Annotated in this window: 11 protein-coding genes; 7 read left to right on the top strand and 4 right to left on the bottom strand. The window is 65.6% G+C overall.

Annotated elements, in window-relative coordinates; all coding sequences use genetic code 11:
• Nucleotides 1-10: 10 nt before the first annotated feature.
• The 3 genes from N5D48_RS01760 (at nucleotide 11) to N5D48_RS01750 (ending at nucleotide 4,004) form a co-directional block, all read left to right on the top strand.
• Nucleotides 11-253, top strand: a complete 243-nt coding sequence (locus tag N5D48_RS01760) for a DUF2934 domain-containing protein (protein ID WP_279880445.1) — start codon at nucleotides 11-13, stop codon at nucleotides 251-253.
• 129 nt (nucleotides 254-382) lie between these two features.
• The gene (gene glgX, locus N5D48_RS01755) at nucleotides 383-2,536 is read left to right on the top strand and encodes a glycogen debranching protein GlgX (RefSeq protein ID WP_279880443.1); all 2,154 of its coding nucleotides are present in this window, start codon (nucleotides 383-385) and stop codon (nucleotides 2,534-2,536) included.
• Nucleotides 2,537-2,927: 391 nt separating this feature from the next.
• A complete protein-coding gene (locus tag N5D48_RS01750; RefSeq protein ID WP_279880441.1) occupies nucleotides 2,928-4,004 on the top strand; it encodes an autotransporter outer membrane beta-barrel domain-containing protein in 1,077 nt (358 codons plus the stop codon).
• Between the two features lie 87 nt (nucleotides 4,005-4,091).
• Here the strand turns inward: N5D48_RS01750 and glgB are convergent, their stop codons facing one another.
• From glgB to N5D48_RS01735, 3 genes are all read right to left on the bottom strand, one after another.
• Nucleotides 4,092-6,302 carry a 1,4-alpha-glucan branching protein GlgB gene (glgB, locus tag N5D48_RS01745; RefSeq protein ID WP_279880439.1) on the bottom strand — a complete coding sequence of 737 codons (2,211 nt, stop codon included), beginning with the start codon at nucleotides 6,300-6,302 and terminating at the stop codon, nucleotides 4,092-4,094.
• The gene (treS, locus tag N5D48_RS01740) at nucleotides 6,303-9,620 is read right to left on the bottom strand and encodes a maltose alpha-D-glucosyltransferase (RefSeq protein WP_279880437.1); all 3,318 of its coding nucleotides are present in this window, start codon (nucleotides 9,618-9,620) and stop codon (nucleotides 6,303-6,305) included.
• A 173-nt stretch (nucleotides 9,621-9,793) separates the two neighbouring features.
• Nucleotides 9,794-11,812, bottom strand: coding sequence for an alpha-1,4-glucan--maltose-1-phosphate maltosyltransferase (locus tag N5D48_RS01735; RefSeq protein WP_279880435.1), 2,019 nt, complete (start codon nucleotides 11,810-11,812; stop codon nucleotides 9,794-9,796).
• A gap of 138 nt (nucleotides 11,813-11,950) precedes the next feature.
• On the opposite strand from N5D48_RS01735, the gene N5D48_RS01730 reads away from it, so the two are divergent.
• Together N5D48_RS01730 and N5D48_RS01725 are read left to right on the top strand one after the other, a co-directional pair.
• Nucleotides 11,951-12,118: a hypothetical protein gene (locus N5D48_RS01730; RefSeq protein ID WP_279880433.1), complete on the top strand. Its 168-nt coding sequence runs from the start codon at nucleotides 11,951-11,953 to the stop codon at nucleotides 12,116-12,118.
• A gap of 208 nt (nucleotides 12,119-12,326) precedes the next feature.
• Complete coding sequence (locus tag N5D48_RS01725; protein ID WP_279880431.1) at nucleotides 12,327-12,587, top strand: acyl carrier protein; 261 nt, start codon at nucleotides 12,327-12,329, stop codon at nucleotides 12,585-12,587.
• On the opposite strand, the gene N5D48_RS01720 is transcribed toward N5D48_RS01725, so the two are convergent.
• Nucleotides 12,562-14,232: an AMP-binding protein gene (locus N5D48_RS01720; RefSeq protein WP_279880429.1), complete on the bottom strand. Its 1,671-nt coding sequence runs from the start codon at nucleotides 14,230-14,232 to the stop codon at nucleotides 12,562-12,564. The genes N5D48_RS01725 and N5D48_RS01720 overlap by 26 nt on opposite strands.
• Before the next feature lie 341 nt (nucleotides 14,233-14,573).
• Between N5D48_RS01720 and N5D48_RS01715 the strand changes: the two genes are divergently transcribed.
• Both N5D48_RS01715 and N5D48_RS01710 read left to right on the top strand, forming a co-directional pair.
• On the top strand, nucleotides 14,574-15,737 hold the full coding sequence (locus N5D48_RS01715; protein ID WP_279880427.1) for an isovaleryl-CoA dehydrogenase: 1,164 nt from the start codon (nucleotides 14,574-14,576) through the stop codon (nucleotides 15,735-15,737).
• A gap of 114 nt (nucleotides 15,738-15,851) precedes the next feature.
• Nucleotides 15,852-17,459, top strand: a complete 1,608-nt coding sequence (locus tag N5D48_RS01710; protein WP_279880425.1) for a carboxyl transferase domain-containing protein — start codon at nucleotides 15,852-15,854, stop codon at nucleotides 17,457-17,459.
• Nucleotides 17,460-17,462: the final 3 nt, after the last annotated feature.

Below are 17,462 nucleotides of genomic sequence, written 5' to 3'. Positions count from 1 at the left end.
GAGCGTCGAGATGAGTGTCGAAGAAAAGCGTATTCGCGAGTTCGCCTATCAGATCTGGGAGTCGGAGGGTAAGCCGGCGGGCCAGGAGGACCGTCATTGGGAAATGGCGCGCAAGCTGGCCGAGGCCGAGGCACTGGCGCCCAAGGCCGCGCCGCGCAAGAAGGCGGCGGCCAAGCCGAAGGTAGCGGCGCCGGCGGAGAAACCGGTGGCAGCCAAGAAACCGCGGGCGGTGAAGAAGCCCGCTGCCGGCTGATTGCCGCACCGGCCTCTTCGCGGGTAAACCCGCTCCCACAAGTGCATGCAACTCCCCTGTGGGAGCGGGTTTACCCGCGAAGAGGCGCGCATTATCACCCAAGCAACTCACCGGACCACGAGGACCGCCATGAGCCCGCGCACCCCGAAGAAGACCCGCTCCGTCGCCCCGTCGCGCATCCGCGAGGGCCTGCCCTTCCCGCTCGGCGCCACCTGGGACGGCCTGGGGGTCAACTTCGCCCTGTTCTCGGCCAACGCCAGCAAGGTCGAGCTGTGCCTGTTCGACGCCAGCGGCGAGCAGGAGATCGAGCGTATCGAACTGCCCGAATACACCGACGAGATCTACCACGGCTACCTGCCCGACGCCCATCCGGGCCTGGTCTACGGCTACCGTGTGCACGGTCCCTACGAACCCGAGAACGGCCACCGCTTCAACCCCAACAAGCTGCTGATCGACCCCTACGCCAAGCAACTGGTCGGCACGCTGCAATGGTCCGAGGCGCTGTTCGGCTACACCATCGGCCACCCCGATGGCGATCTGTCGTTCGACGAACGCGACAGCGCGCCGTTCGTGCCCAAGTGCAAGGTCATCGACCCGGCGTTCACCTGGGGCCGCGACCAGCGCGTGCTGATCCCCTGGGAACGCACGATCATCTACGAAGCCCACACCCGTGGCATCAGCATGCGCCACCCGGCAGTGCCCGAGCACCTGCGCGGCACCTTCGCGGGGCTGGCCAACGACGAATTGCTGGCCCATATCAAGGCACTCGGCGTGTCGAGCCTCGAGCTGTTGCCGATCCACGCCTTCGTCAACGACCAGCACCTGCTGGACAAGGGCCTGAACAACTACTGGGGCTACAACAGCATCGCCTTCTTCGCCCCGCACCCGCGCTACCTGGCCAGCGGCAAGATCGCCGAATTCAAGGAGATGGTCGCGCACCTGCACGACGCCGGGCTCGAGGTGATCCTCGACGTGGTCTACAACCACACCGCCGAGGGCAACGAGCGCGGCCCGACGCTGTCGATGCGCGGAATCGACAATGCCTCCTACTACCGCCTGATGCCCGACGACAAGCGCTTCTACATCAACGATTCCGGCACGGGCAACACCCTCGACCTGAGCCATCCACGGGTGCTGCAACTGGTCACCGACTCGCTGCGCTACTGGGCCGGCGAGATGCACGTGGATGGCTTTCGCTTCGACCTGGCGACCATCCTCGGGCGCTATCACGACGGTTACAGCGAGCGCCACGGCTTCCTCGTCGCCTGCCGCCAGGACCCGATGCTCAGCCAGGTCAAGCTGATCGCCGAACCCTGGGACTGCGGCCCCGGCGGCTACCAGGTGGGCAACTTCGCCCCCGGCTGGGCGGAGTGGAACGATCGCTTTCGCGACACCGTGCGCAGTTTCTGGAAAGGCGACGAAGGCATGCTCGCCGACTTCGCCTCGCGCATCACCGCCTCGGGCGACCTGTTCAACAACCGGGGGCGGCGGCCCTACGCCTCGGTCAATTTCGTCACTGCCCATGACGGCTTCACCCTGCGCGACCTGGTGTCGTACAACGACAAGCACAACGAGGACAACGACGAGAACAACCAGGACGGCACCAACAACAACCTGTCGTGGAACTGCGGCGTCGAAGGCCCCACCGACGATCCCGAGATCAACGCCCTGCGCATGCGCCAGATGCGCAACTACTTCGCCACCCTGCTGCTGGCCCAGGGCACGCCGATGATCGTCGCCGGCGACGAGTTCAGCCGCACCCAGCACGGCAACAACAACGCCTACTGCCAGGACAGCGAGATCGGCTGGGTGAACTGGGACCTGGACCAGGACGGCAAGGATCTGCTGGCCTTCGTCAAGCGCCTGACCCGCCTGCGCCTGGCCTACCCGATCCTGCGTCGCTCACGCTTCCTGGTCGGCGACTACAACGAAGCGATCGGGGTCAAGGACGTCACCTGGCTGGCACCGGATGGCAGCGAAATGACCGTCGAGCAATGGGAAGACCCCCACGGACGCTGCCTGGGCATGCTGATGGATGGCCGCGCCCAGGTCAGCGGCATCGCCCGGCCCGGTGCCGAGGCGACCCTGCTGCTGATCGTCAACGCCTATCACGATGTGGTGCCGTTCACCCTGCCGGCGGTGCCGGAGGGCGACTACTGGAGTTGCCTGGTGGATACCGACCGGCCGGAGCTGCGCAAGCCGCAGCACCTGGCATTCGAAACGGTCTTCGAGGTCAAGGGCCGGTCGCTGCTGTTGCTGGTGTTGCAGCGCGAGGAAGAATGATCCAGAACCCGTCTCCCCGCGCCTCCGGGCGCGGGTTCAGCCGTGAAGATGACGGGTTTGCAGGCACCTGTAGCAACGATTCGGCATAGCCGCGAAGCGGCAAAGCACCGTTCTTGATATGCAAAGAACAAAACCAATCAAATTCAACAAGTTGATTAACTCAACAAGCCATTATCGACTTCTTCACGCTTTCTTGACGCAAGCGCCGGCGTCTCCTTAGCTGAACAGAACCAACACAGTAAAAATTCGTGCCGGGCCCTCTAGCTCGCGCCTTCGTGCGCGCCCGACGAGGCTGGCGCGCTGGTTTGGGTCGCCCCCTGTTTGCGTCGTACAGCTCGTGACACCAGGCCAGGTCCTCGGCTGTTCAACTCACAACAACAGGAGATCCGCCATGAAAAGCCCCTCGAATCCCTCGCGCTTCGATGCTTTTTTTTGCGCGGTTTCCACGTCGCTGCTCCTGGCAACCCCGGTGGAAACTTTCGCGTTCGAACTAGAGCAAAGCGAGCCCTTCGCCCGCTTCATGGAACAGCCCGAGGTGCAGCGACTATCGCTCGAGCCGCTGAGTGTCAGCGGCTTGAACCAAGGCATGCTCAGCGCCTTTTCCGAACGCATGGGCGAGCGCCACGGCCCGCTCGCCCCGGACCTGATCGCCAGCCAGTGGTCACAGTTCTTCCCCGGCGCCCCACGCTCGGGAGCCTTGCCACCCGCCCAGCTCGAGGCCCCCAGCCAGCAATTGATGATCGGCCCCGACTTGTTCGTGCGGGAAACCGCCGCTGGCAATGTACACCGCGCCGGGATCTTCGTCGGTCACAACAACCTGCAGAGCAGCTTCAACGGCATGCGCCCGCTGCTCGGTGACAAGCAGCGTAACGCGGTCAACCTCAGCGGCGAGAGCCTGGGCGTGTACTGGAGCATGACCCACGAACAGGGCTGGCACGTGGACGCCGTGGCCATGGGCACGCGCATCGACGTCAACGGCCGCTCCCAGGCCGGACAGCGGGTGGACGACAGCGGCCATGCGATGACCTTCTCGGTGGAGGGTGGCTACCCCATCGGCCTGGGCGGCGGCTGGGTGATCGAGCCCCAGGCGCAGTTGATCAACCAGCAGTTCTTCCCCGGCAGCCAGGTGCAGGAGGAAACCCTGCAGGCGTTCGACAGCCAGCCGAGCTGGAGCGGTCGGGTCGGTGCGAAACTGTCGGCGCGCTATGAAGTGAAAGGCATGCCGATCGAACCCTACGTGCGCACCAACGTGTGGTACGACTTCAGCGATGGCGACGTGGTCAAGCTCGACCAGGTGGACAAGATCTCCAGCTCGCGCAGCTCCACTTCAGTGGACCTGGGCTTGGGGCTGGTGGCACGGGTCACGCCGAATGTCGCGCTGTTCGTCAGCGCCGACTACAGCACCGACGTGGATGACAATGATCTCAACGGGCTGATCGGCAGTTTGGGGGTCAGGATGCGTTGGTAGATCATCAGCAACCACCGTCCTCTGTAGGAGCGGCCTTGTGTCGCGAAAGGGCCGCAAGGCCGCTCCTACAGGCGAGAGAAAAGCCAGTCACGCCGGCTTCATCACCAGCACCCCCAACGGCGGCAGGTTCAGCGCCAGCGACAGCGGCTGACCATGGCTGGCGATCTCGTCGCTGGCCAGCGCGCCGAGATTGCCCACGTTCGACCCGGCATACAGCCCGGCATCGCTGTTGAGCAGCTCCACCCACTGTTCGCCGAACGGCACGCCGATCCGATAGCCCTCGCGCGGCACCGGGGTGAAGTTGGCCACCACCAGCAACGGCTCGCCCTGGCTGCTCCAACGCAGCCAGGCATACACGCTGTTGTGCGCGTCATCGCCGATCAGCCACTGGAAGCCCTGGGCCTGGCAGTCCTGCTCGTGCAGCGCGGGCAGCTCGCGGTACAGCCGGTTGAGGTCGGCCACCAGTTTCTGCACGCCCTGGTGCTCGGGGTACTGCAGCAGGTACCAGTCCAGCTGCTGGTCGTGGTTCCACTCGCGCCACTGGCCGAACTCGCAGCCCATGAACAGCAACTTCTTGCCGGGGTGGGTCCACATGAACGCCAGGTACGCCCGCAGGTTGGCGAACTTCTGCCAGCGGTCGCCCGGCATCTTGTCGATCAGCGAATGCTTGCCGTGCACCACCTCGTCGTGGGAGATGGGCAGGATGAAGTGCTCGGAGTACGCGTAGATCAGCCCGAAACTCATCTCGTTGTGATGATAGGTGCGGTGGATCGGGTCGTTCTGGATGTAATGCAAGGTGTCGTGCATCCAGCCCATGTTCCACTTGTAGGCAAAGCCCAGGCCGCCCTGCTGCGCCGGCTGGCTGACCCCGGGCCAGGCGGTGGACTCTTCGGCGATGATCAGCGCGCCCGGCGCTTCATGGGCGGCAACGCCATTGAGGTGGCGGATGAAGTCGATGGCCTCGAGGTTCTCGCGTCCGCCATGGCGGTTGGGCACCCATTCGCCGGCCTTGCGCGAATAGTCGCGGTAGAGCATCGAGGCCACCGCGTCCACGCGCAGGCCGTCGATGTGGAAGTGCTTGAGCCAGTACAGCGCCGAGGCCAGCATGAAGCCGCGCACCTCGTTGCGGCCGAGGTTGTAGATCAGCGTGTTCCAGTCCTGGTGGAAGCCTTCGAGCGGGTTGTCGTACTCGTACAGGGCGGTGCCATCGAACCGCGCCAGGCCATGCTCGTCGGTGGGGAAATGCGCCGGCACCCAATCGAGGATCACGCCGATGCCGCCCTGGTGGCAGGCATCGACGAAGAAGGCGAAGTCCTCGGCGCTGCCATAGCGCGAGGTCGGCGCGAACAGCGACAGCGGCTGGTAGCCCCAGGAGCCGCCGAACGGGTGCTCCATGATCGGCAACAGCTCGATGTGGGTGAAGCCCAGTTCCTGCACGTAGGGCACCAGGCGCTCGGCCAGCTCGTGCCAGTTGTAGAAGCGCGCGACTTCACCGGCATCGTCCTGCTCGCAGCGCCAGGAGCCGGCATGCAGCTCGTAGATCGACAGCGGCGCGCTATAGGCATGCCGTTGGGCGCGCTCGGCCATCCAGTCGTGATCGCGCCAGTCATGGGCCAGCGCGCCGGCCACCATCGAGGCGGTGCTCGGCGGCAGCTCGGTGGCACGCGCCAGGGGGTCGGCCTTGAGCGGCAGCACGCCGTCCGCGCCCAGCACTTCGAACTTGTAGGCCTCGCCCACGCCGAGCCTGGGCACGAACAGCTCCCAAACCCCGGCGCTGTGGCGCAGGCGCATGGGGTGGCGGCGACCGTCCCAGTTGTTGAAATCGCCGACCACCGAGACCCGCCGGGCGTTGGGCGCCCACACCGAGAAGCACACGCCCGCGACGCCGTCGGCAACGGTCGGCTGGGCACCGAAACGCCCGGACAGGTCGCGGTGGTTGCCCTCGGCGAACAGGTAGAGGTCCATGTCGCCCAGTTGCGGGCCGAAGCTGTAAGGGTCCTCGGTGACCTGCTCGCCGCCGGCCCAGCCGATCTGCAGCAGGTAAGCCCGTGCCTCATCGAGGTGCGCGGTGAACAGCCCCGGCACGCTGCCCTGCACCATTTCGGCTAGCACCTGCCCATCGTCGCGCGCCAGCAGTCGTGCGTTCAGGGCATTGGGCAGGAAGGCGCGGACGAACAGGCCGCCCGCGCCGTCGCCATGGGGGCCGAGCACGGCAAATGGATCGGCGTGCTCGGCGCGGGCCAGGGCGTCGAGGTCCCGTTGCCGAAGGCCGCCGTTGTCACGCGTGGTTGCGTTCATTTATGACTCTCCCCAGGTACTGATCAGTCCATGCAGGCCATGCAAAGGCACGGCCAGCCAGCTTGGCCGGTTTTCGGCTTCATAGGTGATTTCGTAGGCGGCCTTCTCCAGGCAGAACAGCTCCAGCGCCGCGCGCTCGCCCTCGGCCTGCTGCCAGGCGTGAGGCATGGCGGCGGTGGCCAGCCCGTAGGCTTCGACGAAGGCGTGACGCGACTGGTGCAGGTACTGCCGGGCGACCCGCTGCCGGGCCTGGCGCGCCGCGTCGGACAGGTCGACCGCCGAGGCGCTGCGCAGGATCATCGCAGCAGCATAGTCGAAGGAGCGCAGCACGCCGCTGACATCCTTGTACGGGCTGTGTTTCGCCCGGCGCTCGTCCAGCGGGCGCGCCGGCTCGCCCTCGAAATCGATCAGGTAGGCATCGCCCTGCACCACCAGTACCTGGCCCAGGTGCAGGTCGCCGTGCACGCGCATCAGCAAGCCACCCCGGGCCTGCCGGGCAAGGTTGTCGACATGCTGCTGCAGGCCTTCACGCTGTTGCTGCAAGTCGTCGACCAGGGCCTGGCTGTCGCGGTCCAGCGTGTCGCGGTGCTGGGCCAGCAGGTCGAGGGCACGGGTCAGCTCAGTGCTGATCTGCCGGCTCCAGCGCTCGCTGTCCCGGGCATCGCTCGGGCGAGACTGGAACGCCGCGTCGTCGCTCGGCGCGGCCAACAGCAGGTGCATCTCGCCCAGGCGCTGGCCGAACAAGGCGGCGAAACCGGTCAGCTCGGCCAGGGCATCGGTATGCGCCTCCTGTTCGACATCGCCGGGTTCCATCTGATCGCGGATCGCCCGCTCCAGGGTGTTCTGCGTCCATTCCCAGGCATCGCCCTGGTTGCTCAGGTAGCCCTGGGCGATCATCAGCAGGTGGGGCTGCCCGCTGTCATCGACACGGCTGACCCAAGCCAGCAAGGGCGAGATATTGGCAAAGCCCGCAGCGCTGAGGTAAGCGCTCATCTCCAGCTCAGGATGCACGCCCGGATTGACCCGGCGAATCAACTTGAGCACCAGGCTGCCACCGACCACCACCGAGCTGTTGGACTGCTCGGCGCCCAGGTAGCGCACCTCGCTCTGCTCATCGAGCTGCAGCGCGGCCAATGCCTCGGTGCGATGGAAATGCAGCTCGCCCAGCCCGTCGCCACAGGACAGGCGCAGGCCCTCCTGGCAGCCCTTGAGCACGGCGCGAACGAACGGTTCGAGCACGAAGGCATCGGTGATCAGCCCCACCTGGCGGCCACGGCGCACCCGTGACAACGCCAGCTGCTGGGGCAAAGCGGTGTTGATCTGCTCTTCGGGCAGCAGGCCGAAGGGCAGCTGGTAGTGAGTGACGACGCCCTCGCTGTGCACTTCCAGCTCGGCGAGCAGCACCGGCAGCGCCGTGGTGGCGAAGCGCACGCCATAGCGCAGCCGCACCTGGTCGATCGGCCCTTCCTTGCCGGCGAACCAGCGGCGCTTGGGCAGGTATTGCGGCAGGATCGACCCCTGCAAGGTCTCGCGCGATGGCGACTCGAGCAGCTCCTCCATGCGCTTGCGCAGCACCAGGGTGGTCAGCTCGGGCAGCCCCTCGGCAGGCTGGACATGCCAACTGGGCATACGATCGTGGGAGGCCAGCAAGAACCAGTAGAAGCCATAAGGTGGCAGAGTCAGCAGGAACGGCAATTGGCCGATGGGCGGGAACGCGCTGCCACCGAGCATTTCTACCGGCACCCGGTCGGCGTACTGCGACAGCTCCAGCTCCGCTGCCTGGGCCGCCCGTGAGACGTTGGCCACGCACAGCACGATTTCGCCATTGCCGTCGGCATCGGTGTATTCACGGATATACGCCAGCACCCGGCGATTGCTCGGCGTGAGCATCTTCAGGCTGCCACGGCCAAAGGCCTTCTGCTGCTTGCGCACCGCCAGCAGACGGCGATTCCAGTTGAGCAATGAGTGCGGGTCGTGGGCCTGGGCCTCGACGTTGATGGTCTGGTAGCCGTACAGCGGGTCCATGATCGGCGGCAGCACCAGGCGCTGTGGGTCGGCCCGGGAAAAGCCGCCGTTGCGGTCCGGCGACCATTGCATGGGGGTGCGCACACCGTCGCGGTCGCCCAGGTAGATGTTGTCGCCCATGCCCAGTTCGTCACCGTAGTACAGGGTCGGAGTACCGGGCATCGACAGCAGCAGGCTGGTCAGCAGCTCGATACGCCGCCGGTCACGCTGCAGCAGCGGCGCCAGGCGTCGGCGAATGCCAAGGTTGATGCGCGCGCGGCGGTCCTCGGCGTAGTAGTTCCACAGGTAGTCGCGCTCGCGGTCGGTGACCATCTCCAGGGTCAGCTCATCGTGGTTGCGCAGGAAGATCGCCCATTGGCAGTTGGCCGGGATCTCCGGGGTCTGGCGCAGGATATCGGTGATCGGGAAGCGGTCCTCCATGGCCAGGGCCATGTACATGCGCGGCATCAGCGGGAAGTGGAAGGCCATGTGGCACTCGTCGCCATCGCCCTCGCCGAAGTACGGGCGGGTGTCTTCCGGCCACTGGTTGGCCTCGGCCAGCAGCATGCGGTCAGGGTAGTTGGCGTCGATCTCGGCGCGGATCGCCTTGAGCACGGTATGGGTTTCGGGAAGGTTCTCGTTGTTGGTGCCGTCACGCTCGATCAGGTACGGGATGGCGTCCAGGCGCAGGCCGTCGACGCCGATGTCGAGCCAGTAGCGCATCACCCCGATCACGGCCTTGAGCACCTGCGGGTTGTCGAAGTTCAGGTCCGGCTGGTGCGAGTAGAAGCGGTGCCAGAAGTACTGGCCGGCGACCGGGTCCCAGGTCCAGTTGGACTTCTCGGTGTCGAGGAAGATGATCCGCGTGCCGTCGTATTTCTGGTCATCGTCGGACCATACATAGAAATCCCGGGCCTTGCTGCCGCGCCTGGCGTGGCGGGCGCGCTGGAACCAGGGGTGCTGGTCGGAGGTGTGGTTGATGACCAGCTCCGTGATCACCCGCAGGCCGCGCTTGTGCGCCTCGGCGATGAAACGCTTGGCGTCGGCCATGCTGCCGTAGTCCGGGTGCACGGCCTTGTACTCGGCGATGTCGTAGCCGTCGTCGCGTCGGGGCGAGGGGTAGAACGGCAGCAGCCAGAGGGTGTTGACGCCCAGTTCGGCGATGTAGTCGAGCTTGCCGATCAGCCCTGCGAAATCGCCGATGCCATCGTTGTTCGAATCGAAGAACGATTTCACGTGCAACTGGTAGATCACCGCGTCCTTGTACCACAGCGGATCGTCGATGAAGGCTGCCGGGCGGGAACGCTTGGCCATTGGGGACTCCTTTCATTTTCCGGTTCGGCACGCACCCTGTAGGAGCGGCCTTGTGTCGCGAAAGGGGCGCGAAGCGGCCCCAGGATTTCAGCGACGCTGCAGATATTGCCGGGGCTGCTTTGCAGCCCTTTCCGACCGGTCCGACGTCTCGGCAAGGCCGCTCCTACAGGGGATTAGCGCAGCTTCTCGATGCGCCAGATACCAAACGGCTGGTGCCACGGCTCGATGCGCATCCACTGGGTCTTGCCATGCCAGGTCCAGCGGTGGCCATTCATCAGGTCCTCGCCCTGGGTGTCGGCGCTATCGTCCAGCCCCAACTCCCACAGCGGCAGCTCGAAACTGGCCTCCTGGGCGTTGTACGGGTCGAGGCTGATGGCCACCAGGATGACGTTGTCACGCTCGGGCGTGCGCTTGGCGAAATACAGGATCTGATCGTTCCAGCAGTTGAGGAACACCACCCCCAGGTGAGTCTGCAGGGCGCGGTTGTGCCGGCGGATGCGATTGAGCTGGGCGATCTCGGCGACAATGTTGCCGGGTTGGGTGAAATCGCGCGGGCGGATCTCGTACTTCTCCGAGTCCAGGTACTCCTCCTTGCCTGGCAGCGGCGTGCCTTCGCACAGCTCGAAGCCCGAATACATGCCCCACAAGCCCGAGCCCATGGTCGCCAACGCGGCGCGGATGAGAAAGCCGGCACGGCCTGACGTCTGCAGGAAGAACGGGTTGATGTCCGGTGTATTGACGAAGAAGTTGGGCCGGTAGCACTCGCTCCAGGGCGGCTGGTTGAGCTGCTCGAAGTACTCGCGCAGCTCCTGCTTGCTGTTACGCCAGGTGAAGTAGGTGTAGCTCTGGGCATAACCGACCTTGCCCAGGCGCGCCATCATCGCCGGGCGGGTGAAGGCCTCGGCGAGGAAGATCACCTCGGGGTGCTGGCTGCGCACATTGGCGATCAGCCACTGCCAGAACGGCAGCGGCTTGGTGTGCGGGTTGTCGACGCGGAAGGTCTTCACGCCCTCCTCCACCCAGCCGACCACCACGTCGCGCAAGGCCAGCCACAAGCTCGGCACCGATTCGGGGGCGTAGAAATCGACATTGACGATGTCCTGGTACTTCTTCGGCGGGTTCTCGGCGTAACGGATGCTGCCGTCGGGGCGCCAGCTGAACCAGCCAGGGTGCTCCGTGAGCCAGGGGTGGTCCTGGGAGCACTGGATGGCGAAATCCAGGGCGATCTCCAGCCCATGCTCGGCGGCGGCGGCGACCAGGCGGCGGAAGTCCTCGCGGCTGCCCAACTGCGGATGGATGGCGTCGTGTCCGCCCTCGGGACTGCCGATGGCGTAGGGGCTGCCGGGATCGCCGGGCTCGGCCTGCAAGGCATTGTTGCGGCCCTTGCGGTGCTTCATGCCGATGGGGTGGATCGGCGGGAAGTACAGCACGTCGAAACCCATGTCGCGGATCATCGGCAGGCGCTGGTGCACATCGTCAAACGTGCCGTGGCGCTGCGCGTCGTCGGTGACCGAGCGCGGAAACAGTTCGTACCAGCTGGCGAACAGCGCCGCCTCGCGGTCGACATCCACGGGAAACTCGCGGCTGCGGGTGAGGTAGCTGCGGTGCTCGGCCTCGGCCATCAGTTGCGCCGCGTCGGGGTGCAGCAGCAACGCCACCTGGTCATCCACCGGCAAATCCGGCAGGCGCTGTTGCAAGGTTTCAAGCTGCTCGCGCAGCAACCCGTCGCTGCGTTCGATGCCCTGGCCCAGCAGCAACCGGCCCTCTTCCAGTTCGAGCTTCACGTCCACACCGGCGGCGTACTTCTTCTCCAGGTCATGACAGTAAGTGGCGAAAGGGTCGACCCAGGCTTCGATGCTGAACAGGTGCAAGCCCAGATCGGTCGGGGTGAACGCCGCCAGCCACAGGTCGTTGCCGAGCGAATGCATGGCCACGCAGTGCCAGCGCCGACTGTAGGCCTGGCGCCAGTACAGGCTCACCGCCAGGCGATCGTGGCCATCGCTGTAGACCTTGGCGCTCACCTCGACCTGGTGGCCGCGCACCGCCTTGCTGGCGAAGCTGCCGCCGTCGAGCACCGGGCTTGCGTCCTCGATCACGATGCGCGGCGCCAGCAGCGCCTGGGACAGGCTGATGGCCTGGTCCGGGTGATCGTTGGCCATGGGCACGCTTTCGAACGGCTCTTTACCAGACATCGACCTGCTCCCCTGGGCTGGTGGCGGTAAGGGTTCAGAGCCGTGTTGGCGCACGTGGGTTCAAAAAAAATGAGCGTCGGGCGCAGGCCTGGGTCAAAGCCTGCGACACCGCTTCATTCATCCCCCGAGGCCAGGCCCATGAACATTCCCATTCCACCGGAGACACCCGACCCGAACATCGACGACCCGACCTTGCCGCCGCCGGTGCCCGAGCAGGATCCGGACGAGCTGCCGGTCAAGCCGACCGTGCCACCGACCGTGGGCGACCCGCCGAGCGAGGAGCCGCCGGTGAAAGGTAGAGGATAGACAAGGTTGTGGAATTTTGACCGCCTGAACCGGCCCCATCGCGGGGCAAGCCCGCTCCCACACAGACTTGTGGGAGCGGGCTTGCCCCGCGATGGGGCCGGCCCTGACAGCACAAAGTCCGGCCCGATACACCTGGCATTTCTACCAGTAGCGCCCGCTCACGAAGCCACGTAAAGAGAAGCACCACCCTCTGACGACCACCTCCAGCATGCGCTCGCGCCTCTACATCGCCTTCCACCTGCAGCGGATTCTCGCCGGTTTCCTCGAACAGAGCCTGCACTGGATCCGGCCGAACATCGCGATGGACGAACTGGGCGCCGACAGCTTCGACGTGGTCGAACTGCAGGCCATCGTCGAAGAGACGTTCGGCATCGTCATCCCCCATCAAGTCCAGACGTACACCACCTTTGCCGAACTGGTCGACCTGGTCTACAAAGCGCTGCCTAACCTCCCAGCTCCTCCACGCTGATCTCACGCATCCGAAACTTCTGCACCTTCCCCGTCACCGTCATCGGAAACTCATCCACGAACCGGAAATGCCGCGGCACCTTGTAATGGGCGATGCGCGCCTTGCACCAGCCCTGCAGCTCCTCGACCGTGACGCTATGTCCCGGGTGCAGCTTGATCCACGCCACCACCTCTTCCCCGTACTTGCTGCACGGAATACCGATGACCTGGGCATCGGCCACCGCCGGGTGGGTGTAGAAGAACTCCTCAAGCTCGCGCGGGTAGATGTTCTCGCCACCGCGAATGATCATGTCCTTGTTGCGCCCGACGATACGCACGTAACCCTCGTCGTCCATCACCGCCAGGTCGCCGGTGTGCATCCAGCGCGCCGGGTCGATGGCGTCAGCGGTGGCCTGGAGATTGTCCCAATAACCGAGCATCACGCTGTAGCCCCGGGTACACAGTTCGCCGATCTCGCCACGGGCAACGATGCGCCCGTCGGCATCCACCAGCTTGGTCTCCAACTGCGGCTGGGTCCGGCCGACAGTGGTCACGCGCAGTTCCAGCTCGTCGTCCGGGCCGGTCTGCAGCGACACCGGGCTGGTCTCGGTCATGCCGTAGGCGATCTGCACCTCGGCCATGTGCATCTGCTCGATGACCTTGCGCATCACCTCGATCGGGCAGGTGGCGCCGGCCATGATGCCGCTGCGCAGTGTGGACAGGTCCAGCGCGGCGCGGCTGGGGTGGTCGAGCATGGCGATGAACATGGTCGGCACGCCATAGAGGATGCTCGCGCGCTCCTCGGCCACGGCGCGCAGGGTGAGTTCGGCGTCGAAGGCGTCGTTGGGATAGATCAGGGTGCTGCCGTGGGTGATGCCACCAAGGTTGCCCATGACCATGCCGAAGCAGTGGTACAGCGGCACCGGGATCACCATGCGATCCTGCTCGGTCAGGCCCAGGCTCTCGCCGACCATGTAGCCGTTGTTGAGCAGGTTGTAATGGCTCAGGGTCGCGCCCTTGGGCGCGCCGGTGGTGCCGGAGGTGTACTGGATGTTCACCGGCTGGTCGAACTGCAGGCCCTGCTGCCGGGCCTCGTAGGCAGCGAGCTCCACCTGCCCTGCCCGCCCGGCCAGCGCGGTCCAGGGCAAGAAGCCCGTGGGCGGCTCGACAGCCAGGCTGATCACCCCGCGCAGGTCGGGCAGGCGTTCGCTGGCCAGCTCGCCCACGGCATGGGCCGCCAGCTCAGGTACCAGGTCCTGCACCATCGCGTGGTAGTCGGAGGTCTTGAAAGCGTCGGCACACACCAGCCAGCGGCAGCCGGACTGGCGCAGCACGTATTCCAGCTCGCCCACCCGATAGGCCGGGTTGATATTGACCAGAATCCCGCCGACCTTGGCGGTGGCCAATTGCAGGATGCACCACTGGGCGCAGTTGGGCGCCCAGATGCCGACCCGCTCGCCGACCTCCACGCCCAGCGCCATCAAGGCCCGGGCATGCACGTCGACCTCGGCGGCCAGCTCGCGCCAGCTGTAGCGCAATCCCTGGTGGCGCACCACCAGCGCCTCGCGCTCGCCGTGGCGGGTGACGGTGGCATCGAAGGCCTGGCCGATGGTCAGGGTAAGCAATGGTTTGTCTTGACGACCGCGCGTGTAGCTTGGTTGAGGCATGGTTGTCCCTTCTTGTGGTTGTTCTGGGCATGACTGAAGCAGGCGGCAATTACTCTGGCGTAGATTTACGTTTACGTAAAGGTGACGTTCCGATTGACAGCCCCGGAAGGCAGGTTTACGTTAACGTCAACCACGTATCACGGCGACCTTGTGGAAACGAGGTTGTGAAAACAAAGTTGTGGGAGCGGAGTTGTGGGAGCGGGCTTGCCCCGCGATGAGGCCGGACCAGGCAACACAGCTGGCCGTTCTGACGGGCATCGCGGGGCAAGCCCGCTCCCACAACCCCGCTTCCACAAGGTCGCCGTGGTACCTCGAATTTCAAGAACAAGAAGGTGCCTCCCATGCATTACCCCAGCCTGAACTTCGCCCTGGGCGAGACCATCGACATGCTCCGCGACCAGGTGCGCACCTTCGTCGCCGCCGAACTGGCGCCGCGCGCCGCGCAGATCGACCACGACAACCTGTTCCCCGCCGACATGTGGCGCAAGTTCGGCGACATGGGCCTCTTGGGCATCACCGTGCCGGAAGAATACGGCGGCGCCGGCCTGGGCTACCTGGCCCACGTGGTGTCGATGGAAGAGATCAGCCGCGCCTCGGCCTCGGTGGCCCTGTCGTACGGCGCCCACTCCAACCTGTGCGTCAACCAGATCAACCGCAACGGCACCCATGAGCAGAAGCAGAAGTACCTGCCCAAGCTGATCAGCGGCGAGCATATCGGCGCCCTGGCCATGAGCGAGCCCAACGCCGGCTCCGACGTGGTGTCGATGAAGCTGCGCGCCGAAAAACGCGGCGACCGCTACGTGCTCAACGGCAGCAAGACCTGGATCACCAACGGCCCCGACGCCAACACCTACGTGATCTACGCCAAGACCGACCTGGACAAGGGTCCCCACGGCATCACCGCGTTCATCGTCGAGCGCGACTGGAAAGGCTTCAGCCGCAGCAACAAGTTCGACAAGCTGGGCATGCGCGGCTCCAACACCTGCGAGCTGTTCTTCGATGACGTCGAAGTGCCGGAAGAAAACATCCTCGGCCAGCTCAACGGCGGCGTGCGCGTGCTGATGAGCGGCCTGGACTACGAGCGCGTGGTGCTCGCCGGCGGCCCCACCGGCATCATGCAGAGCTGCATGGACCTGGTGGTGCCCTACATCCACGACCGCAAGCAGTTCGGCCAGAGCATCGGCGAGTTCCAGCTGATCCAGGGCAAGATCGCCGACATGTACACCCAGCTCAACGCCAGCCGCGCCTACCTGTACACCGTGGCCCAGGCCTGCGACCGCAGCGAAACCACCCGCAAGGACGCCGCCGGGGTGATCCTGTACACCGCCGAGCGCGCCACGCAGATGGCCCTGGAGGCGATCCAGATCCTTGGCGGCAACGGCTACATCAACGAGTTCCCGGCCGGGCGCCTGCTGCGTGACGCCAAGCTTTACGAGATCGGCGCCGGCACCAGCGAGATTCGCCGGATGCTGATCGGCCGCGAACTGTTCAACGAAACCCGCTGAAGAAGCTTCAAGCAGCAAGCTACAAGCGGCAAGTAACAGCGCTGCACGCTTGTAGCCACAACACTGAACAATCTTGCAGCTTGAAGCTTGAGGCTTGATTCTGCGCGAGGAGTCATGATGATCCTGAAGTCACAGTTGAACGTTAAATCACCAGAGTTCGCGCAGAGCTGGGCCGCCATGGCGGCCCAGGTCCAGGCCCTGCGCGGCCTGCTCGCCCAGGTCAATCAGGGCGGCGGGCCGAAGGCCCAGGAGCGGCATACCTCGCGCGGCAAGCTACTGCCCCGCGAGCGCATCGACCGCCTGCTCGACCCGGGCTCGGCGTTTCTCGAGATCGGCCAGCTGGCCGCCCATGAAGTCTACGGCGAAGACGTGCCGGCCGCCGGCGTGATCGCCGGCATCGGCCGGGTCGAAGGCGTGGAGTGCATGATCGTGGCCAACGACGCCACGGTCAAAGGCGGCTCCTACTACCCGCTGACGGTGAAAAAGCACCTGCGCGCCCAGACCATCGCCCTGCAGAACCGCCTGCCGTGCATCTACCTGGTGGACTCCGGCGGCGCCAACCTGCCGCGCCAGGACGAAGTGTTCCCCGACCGCGAGCACTTCGGGCGAATCTTCTTCAACCAGGCCAACATGAGCGCCCTGGGGATCCCGCAGATCGCCGTGGTGATGGGCTCGTGCACCGCCGGTGGCGCCTATGTGCCGGCCATGGCCGACGAGGCGATCATGGTGCGCCAGCAGGCGACCATCTTCCTGGCAGGCCCGCCTTTGGTAAAGGCCGCGACCGGTGAAGTGGTCAGCGCCGAGGACCTCGGTGGCGCCGACGTACACTGCCGCACCAGCGGCGTGGCCGACCATTACGCCGACAACGACGAGCATGCCCTGGCCATCGCCCGGCGCAGCGTCGCCAACCTCAACTGGCACAAGCAGGGCAAGCTGCAGTGCCAGGCGCCGATCGCGCCGCTGTACAACGCCGAGGAGCTGTACGGCGTGGTCCCGGCCGACGCCAAGCAGCCGTTCGATGTGCGCGAGGTGATCGCCCGCCTGGTCGATGGCTCGGCGTTCGATGAGTTCAAGGCGCTGTTCGGCACCACCCTGGTGTGCGGCTTCGCCCACCTGCACGGCTACCCGGTGGCGATCCTGGCCAACAACGGCATCCTCTTCGCGGAAGCTGCGCAAAAAGGCGCGCACTTCATCGAGCTGGCCTGCCAGCGCGGCATCCCGCTGCTGTTCCTGCAGAACATCACCGGCTTCATGGTCGGCAAGAAGTACGAGGAAGGCGGCATCGCCAAGCACGGCGCCAAGTTGGTGACCGCGGTGGCCTGCGCCCAGGTGCCGAAGTTCACGGTGATCATCGGCGGCAGTTTCGGCGCCGGCAACTATGGCATGTGTGGCCGCGCCTACGACCCGCGCTTCCTGTGGATGTGGCCCAACGCCCGCATCGGCGTGATGGGCGCCGAACAGGCCGCCGGCGTGCTGGCCCAGGTCAAGCGCGAACAGAGCGAGCGCAGCGGCGAGGCGTTCAGCAGCGAAGACGAGAAGAAGCTCAAGCAGCCGATCCTCGACCAGTACGAGCGCCAGGGCCACCCCTACTACTCCAGCGCCCGGCTGTGGGACGACGGCGTCATCGACCCGGCGCAGACCCGCGACGTGCTCGGCCTGGCGTTGTCCGCCGCGCTGAACGCCCCGATCGAACAGAGCCGCTTCGGCATTTTCCGGATGTGACCC

Origin of the sequence: Pseudomonas sp. GD03858, from assembly GCF_029840925.1 — a bacterium.
GTDB lineage: Bacteria > Pseudomonadota > Gammaproteobacteria > Pseudomonadales > Pseudomonadaceae > Aquipseudomonas.
The sequence above is the reverse complement of the archived record's forward strand: the minus strand, read 5'-3'. Positions and strand labels throughout refer to the sequence as shown.

Bases quoted from the DNA above. Each gene is read 5' to 3' on its own strand.
- N5D48_RS01725 (WP_279880431.1), top strand. From the start codon at position 12,327: ATGCGCTCGCGCCTCTACATCGCCTTCCACCTGCAGCGGATTCTCGCC.
- N5D48_RS01720 (WP_279880429.1), bottom strand. From the start codon at position 14,232: ATGCCTCAACCAAGCTACACGCGCGGTCGTCAAGACAAACCATTGCTT.
- N5D48_RS01715 (WP_279880427.1), top strand. From the start codon at position 14,574: ATGCATTACCCCAGCCTGAACTTCGCCCTGGGCGAGACCATCGACATG.
- N5D48_RS01750 (WP_279880441.1), top strand. From the start codon at position 2,928: ATGAAAAGCCCCTCGAATCCCTCGCGCTTCGATGCTTTTTTTTGCGCG.
- glgX (WP_279880443.1), top strand. From the start codon at position 383: ATGAGCCCGCGCACCCCGAAGAAGACCCGCTCCGTCGCCCCGTCGCGC.
- N5D48_RS01760 (WP_279880445.1), top strand. From the start codon at position 11: ATGAGTGTCGAAGAAAAGCGTATTCGCGAGTTCGCCTATCAGATCTGG.
- N5D48_RS01710 (WP_279880425.1), top strand. From the start codon at position 15,852: ATGATGATCCTGAAGTCACAGTTGAACGTTAAATCACCAGAGTTCGCG.
- glgB (WP_279880439.1), bottom strand. From the start codon at position 6,302: ATGAACGCAACCACGCGTGACAACGGCGGCCTTCGGCAACGGGACCTC.
- treS (WP_279880437.1), bottom strand. From the start codon at position 9,620: ATGGCCAAGCGTTCCCGCCCGGCAGCCTTCATCGACGATCCGCTGTGG.
- N5D48_RS01735 (WP_279880435.1), bottom strand. From the start codon at position 11,812: ATGTCTGGTAAAGAGCCGTTCGAAAGCGTGCCCATGGCCAACGATCAC.
- N5D48_RS01730 (WP_279880433.1), top strand. From the start codon at position 11,951: ATGAACATTCCCATTCCACCGGAGACACCCGACCCGAACATCGACGAC.